The 17,335-nt window shown below is 67.1% G+C and carries 18 protein-coding genes; 9 read left to right on the forward strand and 9 right to left on the reverse strand.

Going from position 1 to position 17,335, the window contains the following annotated elements; genetic code table 11:
* Positions 1-226 precede the first annotated feature (226 nt).
* From GBZ48_RS06065 to GBZ48_RS06085, 5 genes are all read left to right on the forward strand, one after another.
* Positions 227-1,804, forward strand: coding sequence for an ABC transporter ATP-binding protein (locus tag GBZ48_RS06065; protein ID WP_174470199.1), 1,578 nt, complete (start codon positions 227-229; stop codon positions 1,802-1,804).
* 27 nt (positions 1,805-1,831) lie between these two features.
* A complete protein-coding gene (locus GBZ48_RS06070) occupies positions 1,832-2,908 on the forward strand; it encodes an ABC transporter permease (RefSeq protein WP_174470200.1) in 1,077 nt (358 codons plus the stop codon).
* The gene (locus GBZ48_RS06075) at positions 2,905-3,834 is read left to right on the forward strand and encodes an ABC transporter permease (protein ID WP_174470201.1); all 930 of its coding nucleotides are present in this window, start codon (positions 2,905-2,907) and stop codon (positions 3,832-3,834) included. Before GBZ48_RS06070 ends, GBZ48_RS06075 begins: the two co-directional genes overlap by 4 nt.
* Positions 3,835-3,912: 78 nt before the next feature.
* On the forward strand, positions 3,913-4,989 hold the full coding sequence (locus tag GBZ48_RS06080; protein WP_174470286.1) for a BMP family ABC transporter substrate-binding protein: 1,077 nt from the start codon (positions 3,913-3,915) through the stop codon (positions 4,987-4,989).
* 76 nt (positions 4,990-5,065) lie between these two features.
* Positions 5,066-5,506 carry a DUF29 domain-containing protein gene (locus GBZ48_RS06085; RefSeq protein WP_174470202.1) on the forward strand — a complete coding sequence of 147 codons (441 nt, stop codon included), beginning with the start codon at positions 5,066-5,068 and terminating at the stop codon, positions 5,504-5,506.
* Positions 5,507-5,525: 19 nt separating this feature from the next.
* Here GBZ48_RS06085 and GBZ48_RS06090 read toward each other — a convergent pair whose 3' ends face one another.
* Positions 5,526-5,996, reverse strand: a complete 471-nt coding sequence (locus GBZ48_RS06090) for a hypothetical protein (protein ID WP_098739395.1) — start codon at positions 5,994-5,996, stop codon at positions 5,526-5,528.
* 131 nt (positions 5,997-6,127) lie between these two features.
* On the opposite strand from GBZ48_RS06090, the gene GBZ48_RS06095 reads away from it, so the two are divergent.
* Both GBZ48_RS06095 and GBZ48_RS06100 read left to right on the forward strand, forming a co-directional pair.
* Positions 6,128-6,826 carry a phosphatidylserine decarboxylase gene (locus GBZ48_RS06095; protein WP_246307006.1) on the forward strand — a complete coding sequence of 233 codons (699 nt, stop codon included), beginning with the start codon at positions 6,128-6,130 and terminating at the stop codon, positions 6,824-6,826.
* The gene (locus GBZ48_RS06100) at positions 6,823-7,749 is read left to right on the forward strand and encodes a CDP-alcohol phosphatidyltransferase family protein (RefSeq protein WP_174470203.1); all 927 of its coding nucleotides are present in this window, start codon (positions 6,823-6,825) and stop codon (positions 7,747-7,749) included. The genes GBZ48_RS06095 and GBZ48_RS06100 overlap by 4 nt, the downstream gene beginning before the upstream one ends.
* 22 nt (positions 7,750-7,771) lie before the next feature.
* Here GBZ48_RS06100 and GBZ48_RS06105 read toward each other — a convergent pair whose 3' ends face one another.
* Positions 7,772-8,149 carry a hypothetical protein gene (locus GBZ48_RS06105; protein ID WP_174470204.1) on the reverse strand — a complete coding sequence of 126 codons (378 nt, stop codon included), beginning with the start codon at positions 8,147-8,149 and terminating at the stop codon, positions 7,772-7,774.
* Between the two features lie 325 nt (positions 8,150-8,474).
* Here GBZ48_RS06105 and GBZ48_RS06110 point away from each other — a divergent pair, with 325 nt between their 5' ends.
* Positions 8,475-8,630, forward strand: coding sequence for a DUF3309 family protein (locus GBZ48_RS06110; RefSeq protein ID WP_042694949.1), 156 nt, complete (start codon positions 8,475-8,477; stop codon positions 8,628-8,630).
* Between the two features lie 22 nt (positions 8,631-8,652).
* On the opposite strand, the gene GBZ48_RS06115 is transcribed toward GBZ48_RS06110, so the two are convergent.
* Positions 8,653-8,877, reverse strand: coding sequence for a hypothetical protein (locus GBZ48_RS06115; protein ID WP_246307007.1), 225 nt, complete (start codon positions 8,875-8,877; stop codon positions 8,653-8,655).
* A 181-nt stretch (positions 8,878-9,058) separates the two neighbouring features.
* Here GBZ48_RS06115 and GBZ48_RS06120 point away from each other — a divergent pair, with 181 nt between their 5' ends.
* The gene (locus GBZ48_RS06120; protein ID WP_174470206.1) at positions 9,059-9,538 is read left to right on the forward strand and encodes a CYTH domain-containing protein; all 480 of its coding nucleotides are present in this window, start codon (positions 9,059-9,061) and stop codon (positions 9,536-9,538) included.
* A 49-nt stretch (positions 9,539-9,587) separates the two neighbouring features.
* On the opposite strand, the gene GBZ48_RS06125 is transcribed toward GBZ48_RS06120, so the two are convergent.
* The 6 genes from GBZ48_RS06125 to queA form a co-directional block, all read right to left on the reverse strand.
* Entirely contained in the window at positions 9,588-11,993 is a 2,406-nt protein-coding gene (locus GBZ48_RS06125; protein ID WP_174470207.1) for a methyl-accepting chemotaxis protein, read from the reverse strand.
* Between the two features lie 117 nt (positions 11,994-12,110).
* On the reverse strand, positions 12,111-13,310 hold the full coding sequence (locus tag GBZ48_RS06130; protein ID WP_281362376.1) for a GNAT family N-acetyltransferase: 1,200 nt from the start codon (positions 13,308-13,310) through the stop codon (positions 12,111-12,113).
* Positions 13,311-13,435: 125 nt separating this feature from the next.
* Entirely contained in the window at positions 13,436-14,524 is a 1,089-nt protein-coding gene (queG, locus tag GBZ48_RS06135) for a tRNA epoxyqueuosine(34) reductase QueG (protein WP_343049337.1), read from the reverse strand.
* The gene (gene queF, locus GBZ48_RS06140) at positions 14,511-14,975 is read right to left on the reverse strand and encodes a preQ(1) synthase (protein WP_098739403.1); all 465 of its coding nucleotides are present in this window, start codon (positions 14,973-14,975) and stop codon (positions 14,511-14,513) included. The genes queG and queF overlap by 14 nt, the downstream gene beginning before the upstream one ends.
* Positions 14,968-16,236 (reverse strand): tRNA guanosine(34) transglycosylase Tgt, encoded by a 1,269-nt coding sequence (tgt, locus tag GBZ48_RS06145; protein WP_174470208.1) that lies wholly within the window; start codon positions 16,234-16,236, stop codon positions 14,968-14,970. The genes queF and tgt overlap by 8 nt, the downstream gene beginning before the upstream one ends.
* Positions 16,233-17,261, reverse strand: coding sequence for a tRNA preQ1(34) S-adenosylmethionine ribosyltransferase-isomerase QueA (queA, locus tag GBZ48_RS06150; protein ID WP_174470209.1), 1,029 nt, complete (start codon positions 17,259-17,261; stop codon positions 16,233-16,235). The genes tgt and queA overlap by 4 nt, the downstream gene beginning before the upstream one ends.
* Between the last annotated feature and the right edge of the window lie 74 nt (positions 17,262-17,335).

Here is a 17,335-nt window from a genome sequence, read left to right on the forward strand (position 1 = left end):
GGCTGGCAAGGGCCTGCCGCACTGCAATGCGCCAGGCAATGAGCTGGGCGAAGGGCTGGGTTGCGCGAGCCGACTGTGGCATGATGACCAAAGCGGCAGATGCATCACCGATGGGCAGAGGATCGGTTGTTGACGGCCGGTGGTGCCGCCGGATTACTCTGTTGGTAGCGGTGGCACGGCTTTGGCAATGCCATACAGGTTTGACCTTTTTCCGGATTGCTCCTCCTTGCCTTCGCACGCCGAGACCTACCCCCCGGACGCTCCGCCGCCCCGTTTGGAGCTGCGCGGCATCACCAAGCGATTCCCCGGCTGTCTGGCCAACGACCATGTCGATCTCGTCCTGCAACCGGGTGAGATCCATGCGCTGCTGGGTGAGAACGGGGCCGGCAAGTCGACCCTGGTCAAGATGATCTACGGGGTTCTGCACCCCGATTCCGGAACCATGCTGTGGCAGGGGGCGGAAACGATTGTTCCCGACCCGGCCGGCGCGCGCCGTCTCGGCATCGGCATGGTGTTCCAGCATTTCTCCCTGTTCGACACGCTGACGGTGACCGAGAACATCGCGCTCGGCCTCGACAATGCCGGACCGATGGACCAGCTCGCCGGCCGTATCCGCGAGGTGTCGGAACGCTACGGTCTGGCGCTGGACCCCGGCCGCCACGTCTTCCACCTGTCGGTGGGCGAGCGCCAGCGGGTGGAGATCGTGCGCTGCCTGCTGCAGGATCCGAAGCTGCTGATCATGGACGAGCCGACCTCCGTCCTGACGCCGCAGGAGGCGGCCAAGCTGTTCGAGACGCTGCGCGTCCTGGCGGCGGAGGGCTGCACGATCCTCTATATCTCGCACAAGCTGGAGGAAATCCGCGCCCTGTGCAGCCGCGCCACCGTGCTGCGTGCCGGCAAGGTGGTGGGTGCCACCGACCCGCGGCAGGAGACCGCGCGCAGCCTCGCCGAGATGATGATGGGGGCGGAGCTGTCCACCCCCGAACGGCCGCCGCAGGGTGTGGCCGGCGTTGCCCGCCTGACGGTGCGCCACCTGTCCACCACCTCCGACAATCCCTTTGCCACCAACCTGAAGGACGTCAATTTCGAGGTGCGGGCGGGCGAAATTCTCGGTATCGCCGGCGTCGCCGGCAATGGGCAGGCGGAGTTGATGGCGGCCTTGAGCGGCGAGGTTCTGCTCGCCGACGCCGATGCCGTGGTGATCGAGGGCACGTCGGCCGGGCATCTCGGGCCACGGGCCCGCCGGACGCTCGGCCTCGCCTTCGTGCCGGAGGAGCGGCTGGGCCGCGGTGCCGTGCCGGAACTGAGCCTGTCGGAGAATGCGCTGCTGTCCGGCTATGCCCGCGAGCCGCTGGTGCGCGGCGGCATGGTCCATTTCGCCCGTGCCCGCGCCTATGCCGAGACGATCATCCGCGGCTTCAACGTCGTGGCGCATGGTCATCGGGCGGAGGCGCGGTCGCTGTCGGGCGGCAATCTGCAGAAATTCATCATCGGCCGCGAAATCCTGCAGAAGCCCAAGCTTCTGGTGGTCGGCCAGCCGACCTGGGGCGTCGATGCCGGCGCCGCCGCCGCGATCCACAAGGCGCTGATCGATCTGGCGCGGTCGGGGGCGGCGGTGCTGGTCATCAGCCAGGATCTGGACGAGCTGTTCGTGCTGAGCGACCGGATTTCCGTGCTGTTCCATGGCCGCCTGTCCGACAGCCGGCCGACGCACGAAACGACGGTGGAGCGCATCGGCCTGCTGATGGGCGGCCTGTTCGGCACGCCGCCGGACGAAGACGGGGAGATCACGCGTGCGGTCTGATGGTTTTTTGAGCACCGGAGACGCCGCATGAGCTTCATCCGTCTTGAGCCGCGCGGACAGGCGTCGAAGACCATGGTCTATGTCACGCCGCTGCTGGCGGTGGCGCTGACCCTGCTCAGCGGCTTCATCCTGTTCCTGGCAATGGGCTTCGACCCGTTGAAGGCGCTTTATTCCTTCTTCGTCGCGCCCGTGACCTCGGTCCGCGGCGTCGGCGAACTGGTGGTGAAGGCGACGCCGCTCGTGCTGTGCGCCGTCGGGCTCGCCATCGGCTTCCGCGCCAATGTCTGGAACATCGGTGCCGAGGGGCAACTGACGCTGGGCGCCATCACCGGCGGCGGGCTGGCGCTGGCCTTCTATGGCGAGGGCGGCTGGTGGCTGCTGCCGATGATGGTGATCGGCGGGGCCATCGGCGGGGCGGTCTGGGCGGCGGTGCCCGCCTTTCTGCGGCTGCGCTTCAACGCCAGCGAGATTCTGACCAGCCTGATGCTGAACTATGTGGCGCTGCTGCTGCTGAACTATCTGGTCCATGGTCCCTTCCGCGATCCCGACGGCTTCGCCTTCCCCGAATCGCGGCTGTTCGAAGCCGATGCCACGCTGCCGATCCTGTGGGCCGGGACCCGCGTCCATCTCGGCGCGCTGGTGGCCCTGCTGGCGGTGGCGGGCGGCTGGCTGCTGATCGCGCGGACCTTCATCGGCTTCCAGATCAAGGTGATCGGCCTGACCCCAGCCGCCGCCGGCTATGCCGGCTTCGACCAGAAGCGGATCGTCTGGCTGACGCTGCTGCTGTCGGGCGCGCTGGCCGGCATCGCCGGCATGGGCGAGGTCGCCGGCCCCATCGGCCAGATCACCGCCAGCATTTCGCCCGGCTACGGCTATACCGCCATCATCGTCGCCTTCCTCGGCCGGCTGCACCCGGTCGGCATCCTGCTGGCGGCGCTGCTGATGGCCCTGTCCTTCATCGGCGGCGAGGCGGCGCAGATCGCCATGGGCCTGCCCAAGGCCATCACCGGAGTGTTCCAGGGCATGCTTCTGTTCTTCCTGCTGGCAAGCGACGTGCTGATCCGCTACCGGGTCCGCTTCGGTGCGCGGAGGGCTGCGGCATGAACGACCTTGCCCTGATCGGCCCGATCCTGGCCGCCATGTTCGCAGCGGCAACGCCGCTGCTGTTCGCCGCCTTGGGCGAACTGGTGGTCGAGAAGTCGGGCGTCCTCAACCTGGGTGTCGAGGGCATGATGCTGGTCGGCGCCGTCTGCGGCTTCGCCGTCACGGTTCAGACCGGCAGCGCCGTCACCGGTTTCCTCGTCGCGGCCTTCGCCGGTGCCGCCACCGCCTCGCTGTTCGCCGTGCTGACTTTGTTCCTGCTCGCCAACCAGGTCGCGACCGGTCTTGCGCTGACCCTGTTCGGCGTCGGCCTGTCGGCGCTGATTGGCCAGGGCTTCGTCGGCATTCCGCTGGAGGGCCTGCCGAAGCTCTTCATCCCCGGCCTGACCGACATGCCGGTGGTGGGACAGGCGCTGTTCGGCCAGGACATCATGGTCTATCTGGCGGTCGCCGCCGTGCCGCTGGTCCATCTGTTCCTGTACCGCACCCGCGCCGGCCTCGTCCTGCGCGCTGTCGGGGAGAACCACACGGCCGCCCATGCGCTGGGCTACAAGGTCCTGCGCATCCGCTTCTTCGCCGTGCTGTTCGGCGGCGCCATGGCCGGTTTGGGCGGTGCCTTCCTGTCGATGGACTACACGCCGATGTGGGCGGAGAACATGACCTCGGGCCGCGGCTGGATCGCGCTGGCGCTGGTGGTGTTCGCCACCTGGAAGCCGGTGCGCGCCATGCTGGGCGCCTGGCTGTTCGGCGGCGTCACCATCCTGCAGCTGCATGTCCAGGGGCTGGGCATCGACGTGCCGTCGCAGCTCTTGTCGATGCTGCCGTATCTGGCTACCGTTCTGGTCCTGGTGCTGATTTCGCGGGACGTCGCCCGCATCCGCCTGAACGCGCCGGCCTGTCTGGGAAAACTGTTTCATCCCGATGCTTGACGCGTCGTTTTGAAAACGAAACAAAGCCCATATCTCACGACATCAAGAATAAGGAGCGTCGACGTGAACAGAAGGACGATGGGCAAGACGGTGCTGGGTCTGGCCGGTGCCGCGATGGCGCTGAGCGTGGGCATGGGCGCCGCCTTCGCGCAGGAGAAGCTGAAGGTCGGCTTCGTCTATGTCGGCCCGGTCAGCGACCATGGCTACAGCTATCAGCATGACCAGGGCCGTCTGGCCGTGGAGAAGGCGCTGGGCGACAAGGTTACCACCACCTTCGTCGAGAATGTGCCGGAAGGCGCCGACGCCGAGCGCGTGATCGAGCAGCTGGCGGCCAGCGGCCACAAGCTGATCTTCACCACCTCCTTCGGCTTCATGAACCCGACGCTGAAGGTGGCCAAGCGCCATCCCGACGTGAAGTTCGAGCATGCTACCGGCTACAAGCGCGCCGAGAACGTCGCGACCTATTCCGGCCGCTTCTATGAGGGCCGCACGGTGGTGGGCGCCATCGCCGGCAAGATGACCAAGTCGAACATCATCGGCTACATCGGCTCCTATCCGATTCCCGAGGTGGTCGGCGGCATCAATGCCTTCACCATCGCGCTCCGCGAGCAGAACCCGAAGGCTGAGGTCCGCGTGGTCTGGGTCAACAGCTGGTACGACCCCGGCAAGGAAGCCGAGGCGGCCAAGGCGTTGATCGACCAGGGTGCCGACATCATCGTCCAGCACACCGACAGCCCGGCCCCGATCCAGACCGCCCAGGAGCGTGGGCTGTGGTCGGTCGGCCAGTCGTCCGACATGACCCGCTTCGGTCCGAAGTCGCACCTGACCGCCATCGTCGAGGACTGGAACGGCTATTATGTCGACCGCGTGAAGGCGGTTCTCGACGGCAGCTGGAAGCCGATCGACACCTGGGGCGGCATCAGCACCGGGATGGTCGAGTTGGCCCCCTACAACCCGGCGATCCCGGCCGACGTCGTGAAGATGGCCGACCAGATCAAGGCCGACATCGTGTCCGGCAAGCGCCACTCCTTCCAGGGCCCGGTCAAGGACCAGTCCGGCAAGGTCGTGATTCCGGAAGGCAAGACCGCCACCGACGAGCAGATCCTGAAGATGGACTGGTACGTCGAAGGCGTGCAGGGCAAGGTTCCGAAGTAAGCAGCATGCGGCGCTGCGGACCGGCGGTGAAATCCCCCGGTCCGCAGCGCCCATCGGCGATGTGGGGAGGTGGGCGATGGACGGAAGCAGCCTCTACGACAGCGATTTCTATGCCTGGGCGAACGAACAGGCCGCCCTTCTGCGGGCCGGCAAGCTCGACGCGGCGGACATCGAACACATCGCCGAGGAGATCGAGAGTATGGGCAAGACCGAGAAGCGGGAATTGGTCAGCCGGCTGCGCGTGCTCCTGCACCATTTGCTGAAATGGGAGCATCAACCGGCCCGCCGCGGTAACTCCTGGCGCCTTTCGATTGCCAATAGCCGCGACGAAATCGAAACGCACATGCGGGACAATCCAAGCCTGAAGTCGAAGCTTGGTGAATCGATTGCCGATGCCTATCGGCTGGCGCGGCGTGACGCTGCTGCCGAAACGGGGATCGACGAAGCGGTGTTCGCCGTTCAGTGCCCGTGGAGCTTCGCCGAGATGATGGACGAGGGAGTCTGGCCGGAAGGCTGAAGAGTTCCGGCCATCCGCCTTACAGATACTCGCCCAGCAGGCGCAGGAACGGACGCGCTTCCTGCAGGACCAGGATGGTCTGGTGGAACAGGTCCTCGGGCGAGGCGTGGTGTTCCAGCCGGATTTCCGAGAACAGGATGATCTTCTGTCCGCCCTGCACGATGAAGCGGACATGCGGCAGTCCTTCGATCCCGCGCAGGACCGCCAGCAGGGCGCGGCGGCGCTCCGGTGCCTGGGCGGTGTAGGGCACATGGCCGACATCGGCCCAGATCTGGCAGATCGAGCCGCCACCGTCCTCCGGCCCTTCATGCCGCACGGCGACGTTGAAGGGCAGGCCGTCGGCCATGAAGGTCAGCTTGCAGGGGCGCGGCGGTCTGGCGATGCCGAGAACGCCCTCGGGCGTCATCTCGATAGAGCCGGGATTGATGGGCAGGGCGCCGTCCGGCACTTCGGCCAGCGATTGAATGGTCTTCAGATCGGGAACGGACAAGGCGGCACGCTCGGCTTCAGGGTCGATGGAGACGACAGCATGGGCTCCGGCCGCTAAAATTCTGTAAAGGCTTGCAACGCACAGCTAGAATGGCTGTTCGCTGTGGTCTGAAAATACGAAGAAAGCAGGCGATGTCCGCCATCGATACCGTCGTCGTCCCCATCCACCGTGCCGGCTGGCCCTTCATCGCCGGTTTCGCGGTGGTTTCCCTGATCCTGGGTCTCGCCGTCTGGGCGCCGCTCGGCTGGATCGGCCTGGTGCTCACCCTGTGGTGCGCCTACTTCTTCCGCGATCCCGACCGGGTGACGCCGACGCGACCCGGACTGCTGGTCAGCCCGGCCGACGGGCGCGTCACCATGATCGTCCAGGCGGTTCCGCCGAAGGAACTCGGCATGGGGGACAAGGCGCTGACCCGGATCAGCGTGTTCCTCAACGTCTTCAACGTCCACGTCAATCGCGTGCCGGCCGACGGCACCATCGTGGCCGCCGAATACCACAAGGGCACCTTCGTCAACGCCGCGCTGGACAAGGCGAGCGACGAGAACGAGCGGATGGCCTTCCGTCACCGCCTGCCGGACGGGCGCGAGATTGCCTATGTCCAGATCGCCGGTCTGGTGGCGCGCCGCATCCTGTGGTGGGTCAAGGCCGGGCAGCAGGTGAAGGCAGGCGAGCGCTTCGGCCTGATCCGATTCGGCAGCCGCACCGACATCTATCTGCCCGACGGCGTCGCCCCGCTGGTCTGCGTCGGCCAGACCGCCATCGGCGGCGAGACGATCCTGGCCGACCTGGACGGGACCGAAGCGCAGCGGCAGGGGGATGTGCGGCGATGAAACGACCGCCCGTCTTCCGCCAGCAGATCTTCCGCCCGCACCGGGCGCGCCGTCCCGGCCGGCCGCATCCGCGGCTGAAAGGGCTGTCGATCAACCACCTGTTGCCGAACGTGCTGACTGTGCTGGCGCTCTGCTCCGGCCTGACTGCGATCCGCTTCGCCATGCAGGAGCGGTGGGAGCCGGCGGTCATCGCCATCGTCATCGCCGCCATCCTGGATGCGCTGGACGGCCGGATCGCCCGTCTGCTGAACGGGCAGAGCAAGTTCGGGGCGGAACTGGACAGCCTGTCCGACGCCATCAGTTTCGGCGTCGCCCCCGCCTTCATGATGTATCTGTGGGGGCTGAACGGCGCGGGCAGCCTGGGCTGGATCGCCGCCATGGCCTATGCCGTGTGCTGCGCCTTGCGGTTGGCGCGCTTCAACTCGCGGCTTGGCGTGGTCGACCTGCCGCCCTGGGCCTACAACTATTTCACCGGCGTGCCGGCGCCGGCCGGGGCCGGCCTCGTCCTGCTGCCGATGATCCTGGGGTTCGAGATCGGTCCGGAGTTCCCCGGCCATCCGGCCGTCATCGTGCCGTGGACCCTGCTGATCGGCGGGCTGATGGTCAGCATCCTGCCGACCTTCTCCTTCAAGGGTGCGCGGGTCCCGGCCCACTGGGTGGTGCCGGCCCTGGCCGGCGTCGGGCTGTTGGCGGCGATGATGGTCAGCCAGCCCTGGTGGACGCTCTCCATCGTTGGCATCGCCTATATGGTCAGCCTGCCATTTTCCATCGCCCAGTTCCGCAAGCTGCAACGGGCGGCGGAACTGATGCGTACGGAGATCGGCGAACCGTTGCCGGAAACGCAGGAGACCGAGGGGCGGGAAGCCGGATCGCAGTCTCCGGAGGCGGCGACGCGTGACGATGAGGCACGGAAGCCGGTCTGACCGGCTTCCTCTCCCCCTTTTTTTATTCTGCCGCGACCAATTCCGTGAACCCCTCGGCTACCGCGGCTTCGACAGCCAGTTCGGTCAGGGTAACGCGCGCCACCATCGGGATTTGTCCCAGGCAACGGCCGACATGGTCGGTTTCCGCCTGGGGCAGATCGCCGATTTCCATGGCGATGTCGAGCATGTCGTCGGTCAGCCGGCTGTGCAGGGCCAGCGGGACCAATCCACGCTTGGCGACATATTCCAGAACACGGGGCAGGGTGCCGGGATCGGCGTCGGCGACCAGGGAGAAGACGACCCGGCGGCCGGGTGCGGTGGCGCGCGCATCCGAAGCGGACACGGGCGCTGCATTCGAGGAATTGGCGTTCAGGGACTTGGTGTTCACGGTGCTGGACATGGCGTGATCGGGCCTTCAGACGGTTCTGCGGACTGGACGAGCGAAATCCCCGGCTCTCAAAGGAGAACCGGGCCGCTAATTCGCAGAATGCCGTCGATGCGATGCACGTTCATGGACAGGAGCCTAAGCGGCCGCGCGCCGTCCGTCAACAGGGGCGAGCTCGCCAAAAGATCGGCAGTGTCGCGTTCGGGGAGCGCCGGTGGGGCGATATCCCTCCTTGGTGGTGCCGAACCGTCACGTTCGAGCCGGACAGGAACAAAGTCCAGAGGATCCCGTTGAGGTTCCGCTTGTCCGTCACAAATGCTCCATCATAAGGGAGAAGGCCATGCTCGGCACGATTCTGCTCATCATCCTCATTCTGATGCTTCTCGGCGCCGTTCCGGCCTGGCCGCACAGCCGTGGCTGGGGCTATGGTCCCAGCGGCATCCTCGGCGTGCTGCTGATCGTCCTGATCGTTCTGCTGCTGATGGGCCGGATCTGATCCGCAACCTGTCGGCCTGATGCTATCTGCCCGATGGGCGGCGGGGCCGGCGGAGCGCGAACATCAGCCATCCGACCGGCCCCAGCATCAGCACCATCACCAGCCATCCGGCGCGCGGTCCGAACGGGCAGCGCGATCCGGCCGGCGGCCGCCACCCGCCACCCCGGCGCGACAAGGCCACATGCAGCAGTGGCAGCCCGTATAAGGCGAACAGGACCAGCCAGGGGATCGAGGCCCAGGGAATCATGGCGGAAAGATCGGCATTCATCCTCCGACGATAGCATCGATCTCCAGGCTGTTGCGACCGATCGTCACGGCATAATGCGGATGCATGCAGCCTCGGTTGCGCTGCACACGGGGCAACGAGGTTGAAGCCGGTGGGGACTTTCGGCTAGGGTCGTCGACAAGATCGTCCGAAGGGCCTAGCCATGGCACTGGAAATCGAGCGGCGCTTTCTCGTCCGCAAGGATGTCCGGCATCTCTGCCGGAATGGCGTCCGAATGGTCCAGGGATACCTGCCGTCCGACGGCGTCAGCACGGTCCGCGTCCGCATCGCGGAAGACCGGGCGACCCTCACCATCAAATCGCTGAAGCGCGGAGCTTGCCGGGACGAGGTGGAGCACCCGCTGGATCTGGATTTCGCGCGCCAGCTTCTTCTCCACGGCTGCGAAGGCCGGGTGATCGAAAAGACCCGCTACCGCCATTGCCAGGACGGCCTGTGCTGGGAGATCGACATCTTCGACGGCGAGAATTCCGGCCTCGTCATTGCCGAGGTCGAGTTGGAGACCCCGGACCAGACGGTACCGCTGCCCGACTGGATCGGTGCGGAGGTCACCACGCTGCGTGCCTACGGCAACTCCGCCCTTTCCCGTGCGCCGATCCGGCGCTGGTCTGCCGCCGCCGCTTGAAGGGTCGCGTGTGGGCGCGACCCGAGCGAGGATGAACCAGCAAAGGGGGTCAGGCCGTCCGCACCTTGTTCAGGAAACCCTGAACCTCGCCACGCAGGCGGTCGGCCTGGGTCGCGAGAGTGCGGCTTGCATCCAGAACCGCATCGGCGGCACCGCCGGTCTTGGTGGCGGCGGTGGTCACCTCGGCGATGTTGCGCATCACCTGCTGGGTGCCTTCGGCCGCCTGCTGGACATTCTGGGCGATCTCGCGCGTGGCGCTGCCCTGCTGTTCCATTTCGAGCGCGATATCCGTCACCGTGCCGCTGATCGCAGTCACCGCATCGGAGATCGTGCGGATGGCCTCCACGGCGCTGATGGTGGCGGTCTGCATCTCCGCGACCTGGGCGGAGATCTCCTCGGTCGCCTTGGCGGTCTGGCCGGCGAGGTTCTTAACCTCGGTCGCCACCACGGCGAAGCCCTTGCCGGCCTCGCCGGCGCGGGCGGCTTCGATGGTGGCGTTGAGCGCCAAGAGGTTGGTCTGCTCGGCGATTTCGCCGATCAGGCCGACGACCTGGCCGATGCGCTCGGCAGCCATCGACAGGCCCTCGACGATGCTGTTGGTCTGCACCGCCTTGTCGGCGGCCCCCGACGCGGTGGCCGAGCTGGCGTTCAACTGACGCGAGATTTCGGCGATCGAGGCCGACAGCTGTTCCGCCGCCGCGGCGACGGTCTGCACATTCGCGGTCGCCTGCTGCGATGCGGTGGCGACGGCGGTGGATTTCGCGGTGGTCAGCGCTGCGTCCGACGACATCTCCTGCGCATCGCGGCCCAGCGAGCCGGCCGATTCGGTCAGCGAGGTCACCACGCCCGACACCGCCTGTTCGAAGCCGTTGGCGAACTCGTTCATCGTCCGGCGGCGGTCGGCGTCGATCTGGATGCGCATCTCCTCCCGCTCGCGTTCCATCCGCCGCATCTCCAGGGCGTTGTCCTTGAAGATGGTCATGGCGGCGGCCATGTTGCGCAGCTCGTCCTTACGGTCGCCACCGGGAATGTCGACGCTCAGGTCGCCTTCGGCGAGCCGGCCCATGGCGCCGGTCATGGCATGCAGAGGGTGGGTGATGGCGCGGTCGATGATCCAGGCCATCAGCGCGCCCAGCAGCAGCGCCACCGCCGCGCCGATGGCGATCACCATGCCGGCGCTGGCGCGGCCGGCCTCGCGATCCTCGCGCTGCAAAGTCACCAGCCGGCCAACCTGACCGCTGACCGCGGCCGATGCCTTGGCCATCGCCACCGACGCATCATGCTGCTTGGCGACGGCGGAGGACAGCGCGGTGAATTCCGAGTCGAAAGCGCGGGCGGCCTCGGTGATGGCAGCGATCAGCGCCCGCCCTTCCCGATCGACCAGGACGGCGCCGGCCTGTCCGGCAATCGCCAGGATCTCCTTCACCGCGGCGGCAGCCGCGACTTTGGCGTCCGCCGAGCCTGTCAGCAGGAAATCGCGCTGGGCCAGCATCGCCGATTGAGCGTCCTGCACCAGCCGCATTGCCAGACCGCGCAGCATGACGGCCTCGTTCACCTCGCTCTGGGCGTATTTCGAGGCTTCGGTCAGCGCTTCGGTCACCATGGCTTGGTTCTTCTGGAGCTCCATGGCGCGCTCCTGCACGCCGCGGGCCGCCTCGTCCAGCCCGGCGGCCACGCCGACCTCGGTCAGCGCGGCGATGCCCTTGCCGTGCAGGGCGCGCACGGTGTCGTGGTAGGCGCGGGCGTCGCCGGCGATCCGGGCGGCGGATTCCTCGTCATTGGTGCCGACGAGGTCCTTGGCGACGGTGTCGGTGATCTGCACCAGCTCGTCCAGCGCCGCGACGATCCGGTCGGCCAGGGCCTGATCGGCGTTGCGGCGCAGATCGCTTTGCTGGCGCCGGACCTCCAGCACCCGTTCGATGACGCGGTTCGCGCGCTCCGCCGTATCCATGCTGTGGCGCAGCTCGGTGTCGGCGTCGCGCTTGCTGGCCATATTCAGGTCATAGCGCTCCGATTGCTGCTTGCCGATCTTCTCGGCGATCTCGCGCAGGGCACGGGCGCGCATTTCCATGCTGGCGGTGCGGGCGTGCGCCTCGCCGTCCTGGGCGACGAAATTGTTGAAGGCGGCGCGGTAGCCGTCGATGCCGGACAGCACCTCGTCCAGCAGCCGGCGTCCCTCCCCATCGTTCAGGGCGGCGCGCGTCTGCTGCGCCTCGGCCTGCAGGGCGTCCAACATGCCTGGAACGTTGGTTGCGGCCTTGGCGTCGCGTTCGGTGACGAATCGCGCCTCCTCCAGCCGCACCGACTTCAGCCTTGTGTCGAGGTCGGCGGTATGGGCTTCCAGACCGACCCGTTCGGCGTAGGTGCTCAGGCTGTTCCAGCCGACGAACGCCACGCCAACCGTCAGGAGCAGCACGGCGGCAAAGCCAAGCGCGATCCGCGTTCCGATCGTCATGGATTATGGACTCCCCGATGGCATCGCAAGTGGCGATGCTTCTCCCCGATCATTGGGACGATTGAACCACAGGACGCTTTATGTCCGGTTTGATTCAAGTCAGGAATCCCACTTATTTCAGAAGCGGTCGGGCATCCAGCACGGTGCGCCGCGAAATACGCGGTGCAAACGGTCGATCATCTTTTCTTCACCATGAAGCAAACCAGCTCTCCAAAGTGCGCGAGCGCTTGCGTGCCCCGTGAACAGACTGGCGAAAGCGGCGGTGCCAATCCGAGCCGGCGGGTCAAGGACTTGCGCTTTTTTTGAGATATTTCCAACAGAGCCAGCAACCTCAAGGTGGTAGTGCGCGCAATTGCCGAAAATTAAGTCATCATTTATCTCAAGAATGGCATACTCTTGCATGTCGTCTGGGTAACCCCTCGCCTCCAGGGCCTTGCCGACATCAAGGGAGCGGACCAGCCACTCCTCGCGGCACTCCAGCGCCACGCCATCGCCGGCAAGCAGCGCCAGCGGGTCATCCGGACCGCCGCGCCATGTCACCCGGTCCACTTGAGCCCTGAAACCGGCCAGCATGGTCATGGCCGGTTTCAGGGACCGTTCGGAGGGCAGGCAGAGATCGGCGACGTCGAGGCGCTGATCCTGGGGCGGCGTCACCGCGATGTAGCCATCCTGGTTGCGGTAAAGCTCCGACGGTTCACCGTCCGGGCAGAGGGCGAGCGTCCACAGCGCCTCGGTCCTTTCCGGCAGGCCGTTCTGCTCGTTCAACAGAGGTTGACGGAGCATTGCCAACGGCACGGCGTCGAGCGGGTCCGCCGGCCACAAGTCGCTTGCGGCAGTCCCGGACTGTGCAAAGGCCGACGGCGGTGCGCTCCAGCGGCAGGTGACGCCGCCGCGGCCAAAGCCGAGCCGATGGTAGAAGGGAAGGGTTGCCGGGCAGAGCACCGCCAACGCCGCCCCGGCCTGCCGCCCCTCCTTCAGCAGGGCCCGCATCAGCGCACTGCCATGGCCGGCGCCGCGCAGGGCCGGATCGACAGCCACCATGGCGATGGCCTGCACCGGAACCGGCCGCCCGCCGAACCACTGATTCATCGTCCAAAAGGCGGCACAGGCGGCCAATGCGGTGCCGGTGGACCGTGGAACACGCAGGACGCGGATGCTGTCCATGCCGAACAGGCCGGCGTAGCGGTCAAACAGGTCGCGCGACAGTCCGAAGCCGAGCCGCGCCAATCGGGCGACAGCGCTCAGCTCCTCCGGCTGGGCCGGCCCGTATTCATGATGGTGAGCAGGAAAAATGACGACCGGCCTCCACTCGTTCAGCGGCCGGCGGGACTGCGGCGCGGGCTTCGTGCAGCAAAGATGCGAGTCTGTTCATATGACAACGAAACAGCGTTGGCGGCAACAGAGTGAGCGGAGGACGAGAGCGCGCGTACAGGAAATGCCGTTCAGGCGTCCGTACTCGTCGCGCCGCTCAATCTCGCTGCTGCCCACCCGGCCGCCTCGCGTACCACATCGCTGACGTCCTGTGCCAGGGCCTCAGCCACCTGTCTCAGGGACGGATCGCCGCTGTTGCCGATGGCGATGAGGACATTGCGGACGAAGCGGTCGCGGCCGATGCGCTTGATGGGGGAGCCGCTGAACACCTGCCGGAAGCCGGCATCGTCCAGCTGCGCCAGATCGGCCAGCCGCGGCGCGGTCAGCTCGGCCCGCGGCAGGAAGGCGGGTTCGCGGGTCGCACGGGCGAACTTGTTCCAGGGACAGGCGGCAAGGCAATCGTCGCAGCCATAAATGCGGTTGCCCATCAACGGCTTGAGGTCGTCGGGGATCGGCCCCTTATGCTCGATGGTCAGATAGCTGATGCAGCGCCGGGCGTCGATCTGGTAGGGCGCCGGGAAGGCGGCGGTCGGGCAGGCGACCTGACAGCGGTCGCAGGAACCGCAGCGGTCGCGCGCCGGCGCGTCGGGCGGCAGGTCCAGCGTCGTGTAGATCTCGCCCAGGAACAGCCAGGAGCCATGGTCGCGCGACACCAAATTGGTGTGCTTGCCCTGCCAGCCCAGTCCGGCCTGCGCCGCCAGCGGCTTTTCCATCACCGGGGCGGTGTCGACGAACACCTTCACGCCGGCCTTGGTCTGGTGCGCCAGCCATTGCGCCAGCGTCTTCAACCGGCCCTTGATCAGGTCGTGATAGTCGCGGTTGCGGGCATAGACCGAGACGATGCCGCGGTCGGGATGCTCCGCCAGACGGCGCGGGTCGTCGTGCGGGGCGTAGCTTGTGCCCAGCGCGATGACGGTGCGCGCCTCGTCCCACAGCGACTGCGGATGGCTGCGCTGGTCGCTGCGCTCGGCCATCCAGCCCATGTCGCCGTGCCGGCCCTCGGCAACGAACTGCGCGAGACGCTCGCGCGCCTCCGGCCCCAGTGCTGCCGGGGCGAAGCCCACCGCGTCGAACCCCACCGCCAGCGCGCGGGCGCGGATGGCGTCCCGCAGCCGCGCCGGATCGGCGGAAGACAGCGGAGCGGGCTTAGCCGCGGCCACGGTAGGTCGGCACGTCCTGCGACGGGATCCAGACGCCCTTCGGCGGCTCTCCGGTCTGGAAGAACACGTCGATGGGGATGCCGCCGCGCGGATACCAGTAGCCGCCGATGCGCAGCCAGACCGGCGACAGTTCGTCCACCAGCCGCTTGCCGATGCCCACCGTGCAGGCCTCATGAAAGGCGCCGTGATTGCGGAAGCTGGTCAGGAACAGCTTCAGCGACTTCGATTCGACCAGCCAGTCGCCGGGCACATAGTCGATGACCAGATGGGCGAAGTCCGGCTGGCCGGTGATCGGGCAGAGCGAGGTGAACTCAGGTGCGGTGAAGCGCACGCAATAGGGAGTGCCGGGGTTCGGGTTCGGCACCCGCTCCAGCACCGCCTCTTCCGGCGTCCTGGGCTGGATTGTCGAGCCGCCGAGCTGGGTCAGGCCGGCATAGATATTCTCACTCATCGGTCTTTTCCTCCGCCACCCGCTCGGCTTCCGGCGGGGCACTGTCCTTGTCCGCCTTCGGCGGAGCACTGTCTTTACCCGCCTTCGGCGGGCGGCCTTGCTTCGGCGGCTTGCCGGGCTTGGCGATGGGGTCCACGGTCGCCTCGATGTCGCCCTCGTTCATGCTGGCTTCCATGGCGCCGGCGACCTCCTCGAAATTGCCGTCCGCGATGGCGTGGCGCATCGTCCGCATCACGTCCTGGTAGTAATGCAGGTTGTGCCAGGTCAGCAGCATCGGCCCCAGCATCTCGTCCGCCTTGAACAGATGATGCAGATAGCCCCGGCTGTAGCTTCGGCAAGCCGGGCAGCCGCACTCGGCATCGAGCGGACGCTCGTCATGGGCGTGGCGGGCGTTGCGGATGTTGATGGTGCCGCGGCGGACGAAGGCCTGGCCAGTGCGGCCCGAGCGGGTCGGCATCACGCAGTCGAACATGTCGACGCCGCGCCGCACGGCGCCGATCAGGTCGCTCGGCCGGCCGACGCCCATCAGGTAGCGCGGGCGATCCTTGACCATCAGCGGTTCGGTGAAGTCGAGCACGCGGAACATCGTCTCCTGTCCCTCGCCGACTGCCAGCCCGCCGATGGCGTATCCGTCGAAGCCGATGTCGGTCAGGGCGGCGACGCTCTCCGCCCGCTGCTCCGGATAGACGCTGCCCTGGACGATGCCGAACAGGCCGTAGCCGGGCCGCTCGACGAAGGCGTCCTTGCTGCGCCGCGCCCAGCGCATCGACAGGCGCATGGAGGATTCGGCCTGCGCTTCCGTCGCCGGGAAGGGCGTGCATTCGTCCAGGCACATGGTGATGTTGCTGTCCAGCATGTGCTGGATCTGGATGGAGCGCTCCGGCGTCAGGTGGTGGCGGCTGCCGTCCAGGTGCGATTTGAAGGTGACGCCTTCCTCCGACATGGTGCGCAGGTCGGACAGGCTCATCACCTGGAAGCCGCCGCTGTCGGTCAGGATCGGCTTGTCCCAGTTCATGAAGCGGTGCAGGCCGCCCAACTGCGCCACCCGCTCCGCCGTCGGGCGCAGCATCAAGTGATAGGTGTTGCCCAGCAGGATTTCCGCACCTGTGGAGGCCACCGCGTCGGTGGTCATCGCCTTCACCGTCGCAGCGGTACCGACCGGCATGAAGGCCGGCGTCTCGATGGTGCCGTGGGCGGTGGTGACGCGGCCGCGCCGCGCCCGCCCGTCGGTCGCCAGAAGGTCAAAGCCGATGCCGGTCATGTTGGGTCCGTCCTGTGCAGCAGCGAGGCGTCGCCGTAGCTGAAGAAGCGATAGTCGGTGTCGATGGCATGCCCATAGGCCGCCCGCATGCGGTCATAGCCGGCGAAGGCGCAGACCAGCATGAACAGAGTCGATTTCGGTAGGTGGAAGTTGGTCCACAACAGATCGACGATGCGGAAACGGTAGCCGGGTGTGATGAAGATGTCGGTGTCGCCGCTGAAGGGGACCAGCGTCCCGTCCGGCCGGCCCGCCGTCTCCAGGATGCGCAGCGCCGTGGTGCCGACCGAGACGATCCGGCCGCCAGCCTTGCGCGTCTCGTTTACCGCGGCGGCGGTCTCCGGCGAGATCTCGCCCCATTCGCTGTGCATCTTGTGGTCGGCGATGTCGTCGACCTTCACCGGCAGGAAGGTGCCGGCGCCGACATGCAGCGTCACCGGCACCCGCCGTACGCCGCGCTCGTCCAGCGCCGCCAGCAGTTCGGGCGTGAAGTGCAGTCCGGCGGTGGGGGCGGCGACGGCACCTTCGCGGGCGGCGAAGACGGTCTGGTAATCGGCATTGTCGTCCTCGTCCGCCTTGCGGCGGATATAGGGCGGCAGCGGCATCCGGCCATGGCGGTGCAGCGCCTCCATGAGAGCAGCCCCGCCGGCGGAGAAGCGCAGCCGCACCTCCATACCGTCCTTGGCGATCACCTCGGCGCTGAAACCATCCGCTATGACGATGGTGTCGCCGGGCTTCAGCCGCTTGCCGGGCTTGGAGAAGGTCGCCCATTCCCGCTCGCCCAGCCGCTTGTGCAGCGTGATCTCCACCGCCACCTCGCCGCGCCGGCCCTCTAGCCGGGCCGGGATGACGCGGGTGTCGTTGACGACCATCAGGTCGCCCGGTTGCAACAGCGAGGGCAGGTCCCGCACGATGAAGTCGCGCAGGGTGGAACCCACCTCCAACAGGCGGGCGGCGTCACGCGGCCGGACGGGATGCTCGGCGATCCGGTCGGGCGGCAGGTCGAAGTCGAAATCGGCGGTCTTCATGGGAGGCGCAAGCTATAGACCGAACTGCGGGCCGATGGGAAGGGCTTGGGGGCAAGTCATTCGCCGGAACGCCA

The sequence above is a fragment of the Azospirillum melinis genome, from assembly GCF_013340935.1.
Lineage (GTDB): Bacteria > Pseudomonadota > Alphaproteobacteria > Azospirillales > Azospirillaceae > Azospirillum > Azospirillum melinis.

Coding starts and splice junctions, on each gene's coding strand:
- GBZ48_RS06085 (WP_174470202.1), top strand. CDS start 5,066: ATGGACGGAAGCAGCCTCTACGACAGCGATTTCTATGCCTGGGCGAAC.
- GBZ48_RS06105 (WP_174470204.1), bottom strand. CDS start 8,149: ATGTCCAGCACCGTGAACACCAAGTCCCTGAACGCCAATTCCTCGAAT.
- GBZ48_RS06095 (WP_246307006.1), top strand. CDS start 6,128: ATGTCCGCCATCGATACCGTCGTCGTCCCCATCCACCGTGCCGGCTGG.
- GBZ48_RS06125 (WP_174470207.1), bottom strand. CDS start 11,993: ATGACGATCGGAACGCGGATCGCGCTTGGCTTTGCCGCCGTGCTGCTC.
- GBZ48_RS06070 (WP_174470200.1), top strand. CDS start 1,832: ATGAGCTTCATCCGTCTTGAGCCGCGCGGACAGGCGTCGAAGACCATG.
- queA (WP_174470209.1), bottom strand. CDS start 17,261: ATGAAGACCGCCGATTTCGACTTCGACCTGCCGCCCGACCGGATCGCC.
- GBZ48_RS06110 (WP_042694949.1), top strand. CDS start 8,475: ATGCTCGGCACGATTCTGCTCATCATCCTCATTCTGATGCTTCTCGGC.
- tgt (WP_174470208.1), bottom strand. CDS start 16,236: ATGACCGGCATCGGCTTTGACCTTCTGGCGACCGACGGGCGGGCGCGG.
- GBZ48_RS06080 (WP_174470286.1), top strand. CDS start 3,913: ATGGGCAAGACGGTGCTGGGTCTGGCCGGTGCCGCGATGGCGCTGAGC.
- queF (WP_098739403.1), bottom strand. CDS start 14,975: ATGAGTGAGAATATCTATGCCGGCCTGACCCAGCTCGGCGGCTCGACA.
- GBZ48_RS06115 (WP_246307007.1), bottom strand. CDS start 8,877: ATGATTCCCTGGGCCTCGATCCCCTGGCTGGTCCTGTTCGCCTTATAC.
- GBZ48_RS06075 (WP_174470201.1), top strand. CDS start 2,905: ATGAACGACCTTGCCCTGATCGGCCCGATCCTGGCCGCCATGTTCGCA.
- GBZ48_RS06120 (WP_174470206.1), top strand. CDS start 9,059: ATGGCACTGGAAATCGAGCGGCGCTTTCTCGTCCGCAAGGATGTCCGG.
- GBZ48_RS06100 (WP_174470203.1), top strand. CDS start 6,823: ATGAAACGACCGCCCGTCTTCCGCCAGCAGATCTTCCGCCCGCACCGG.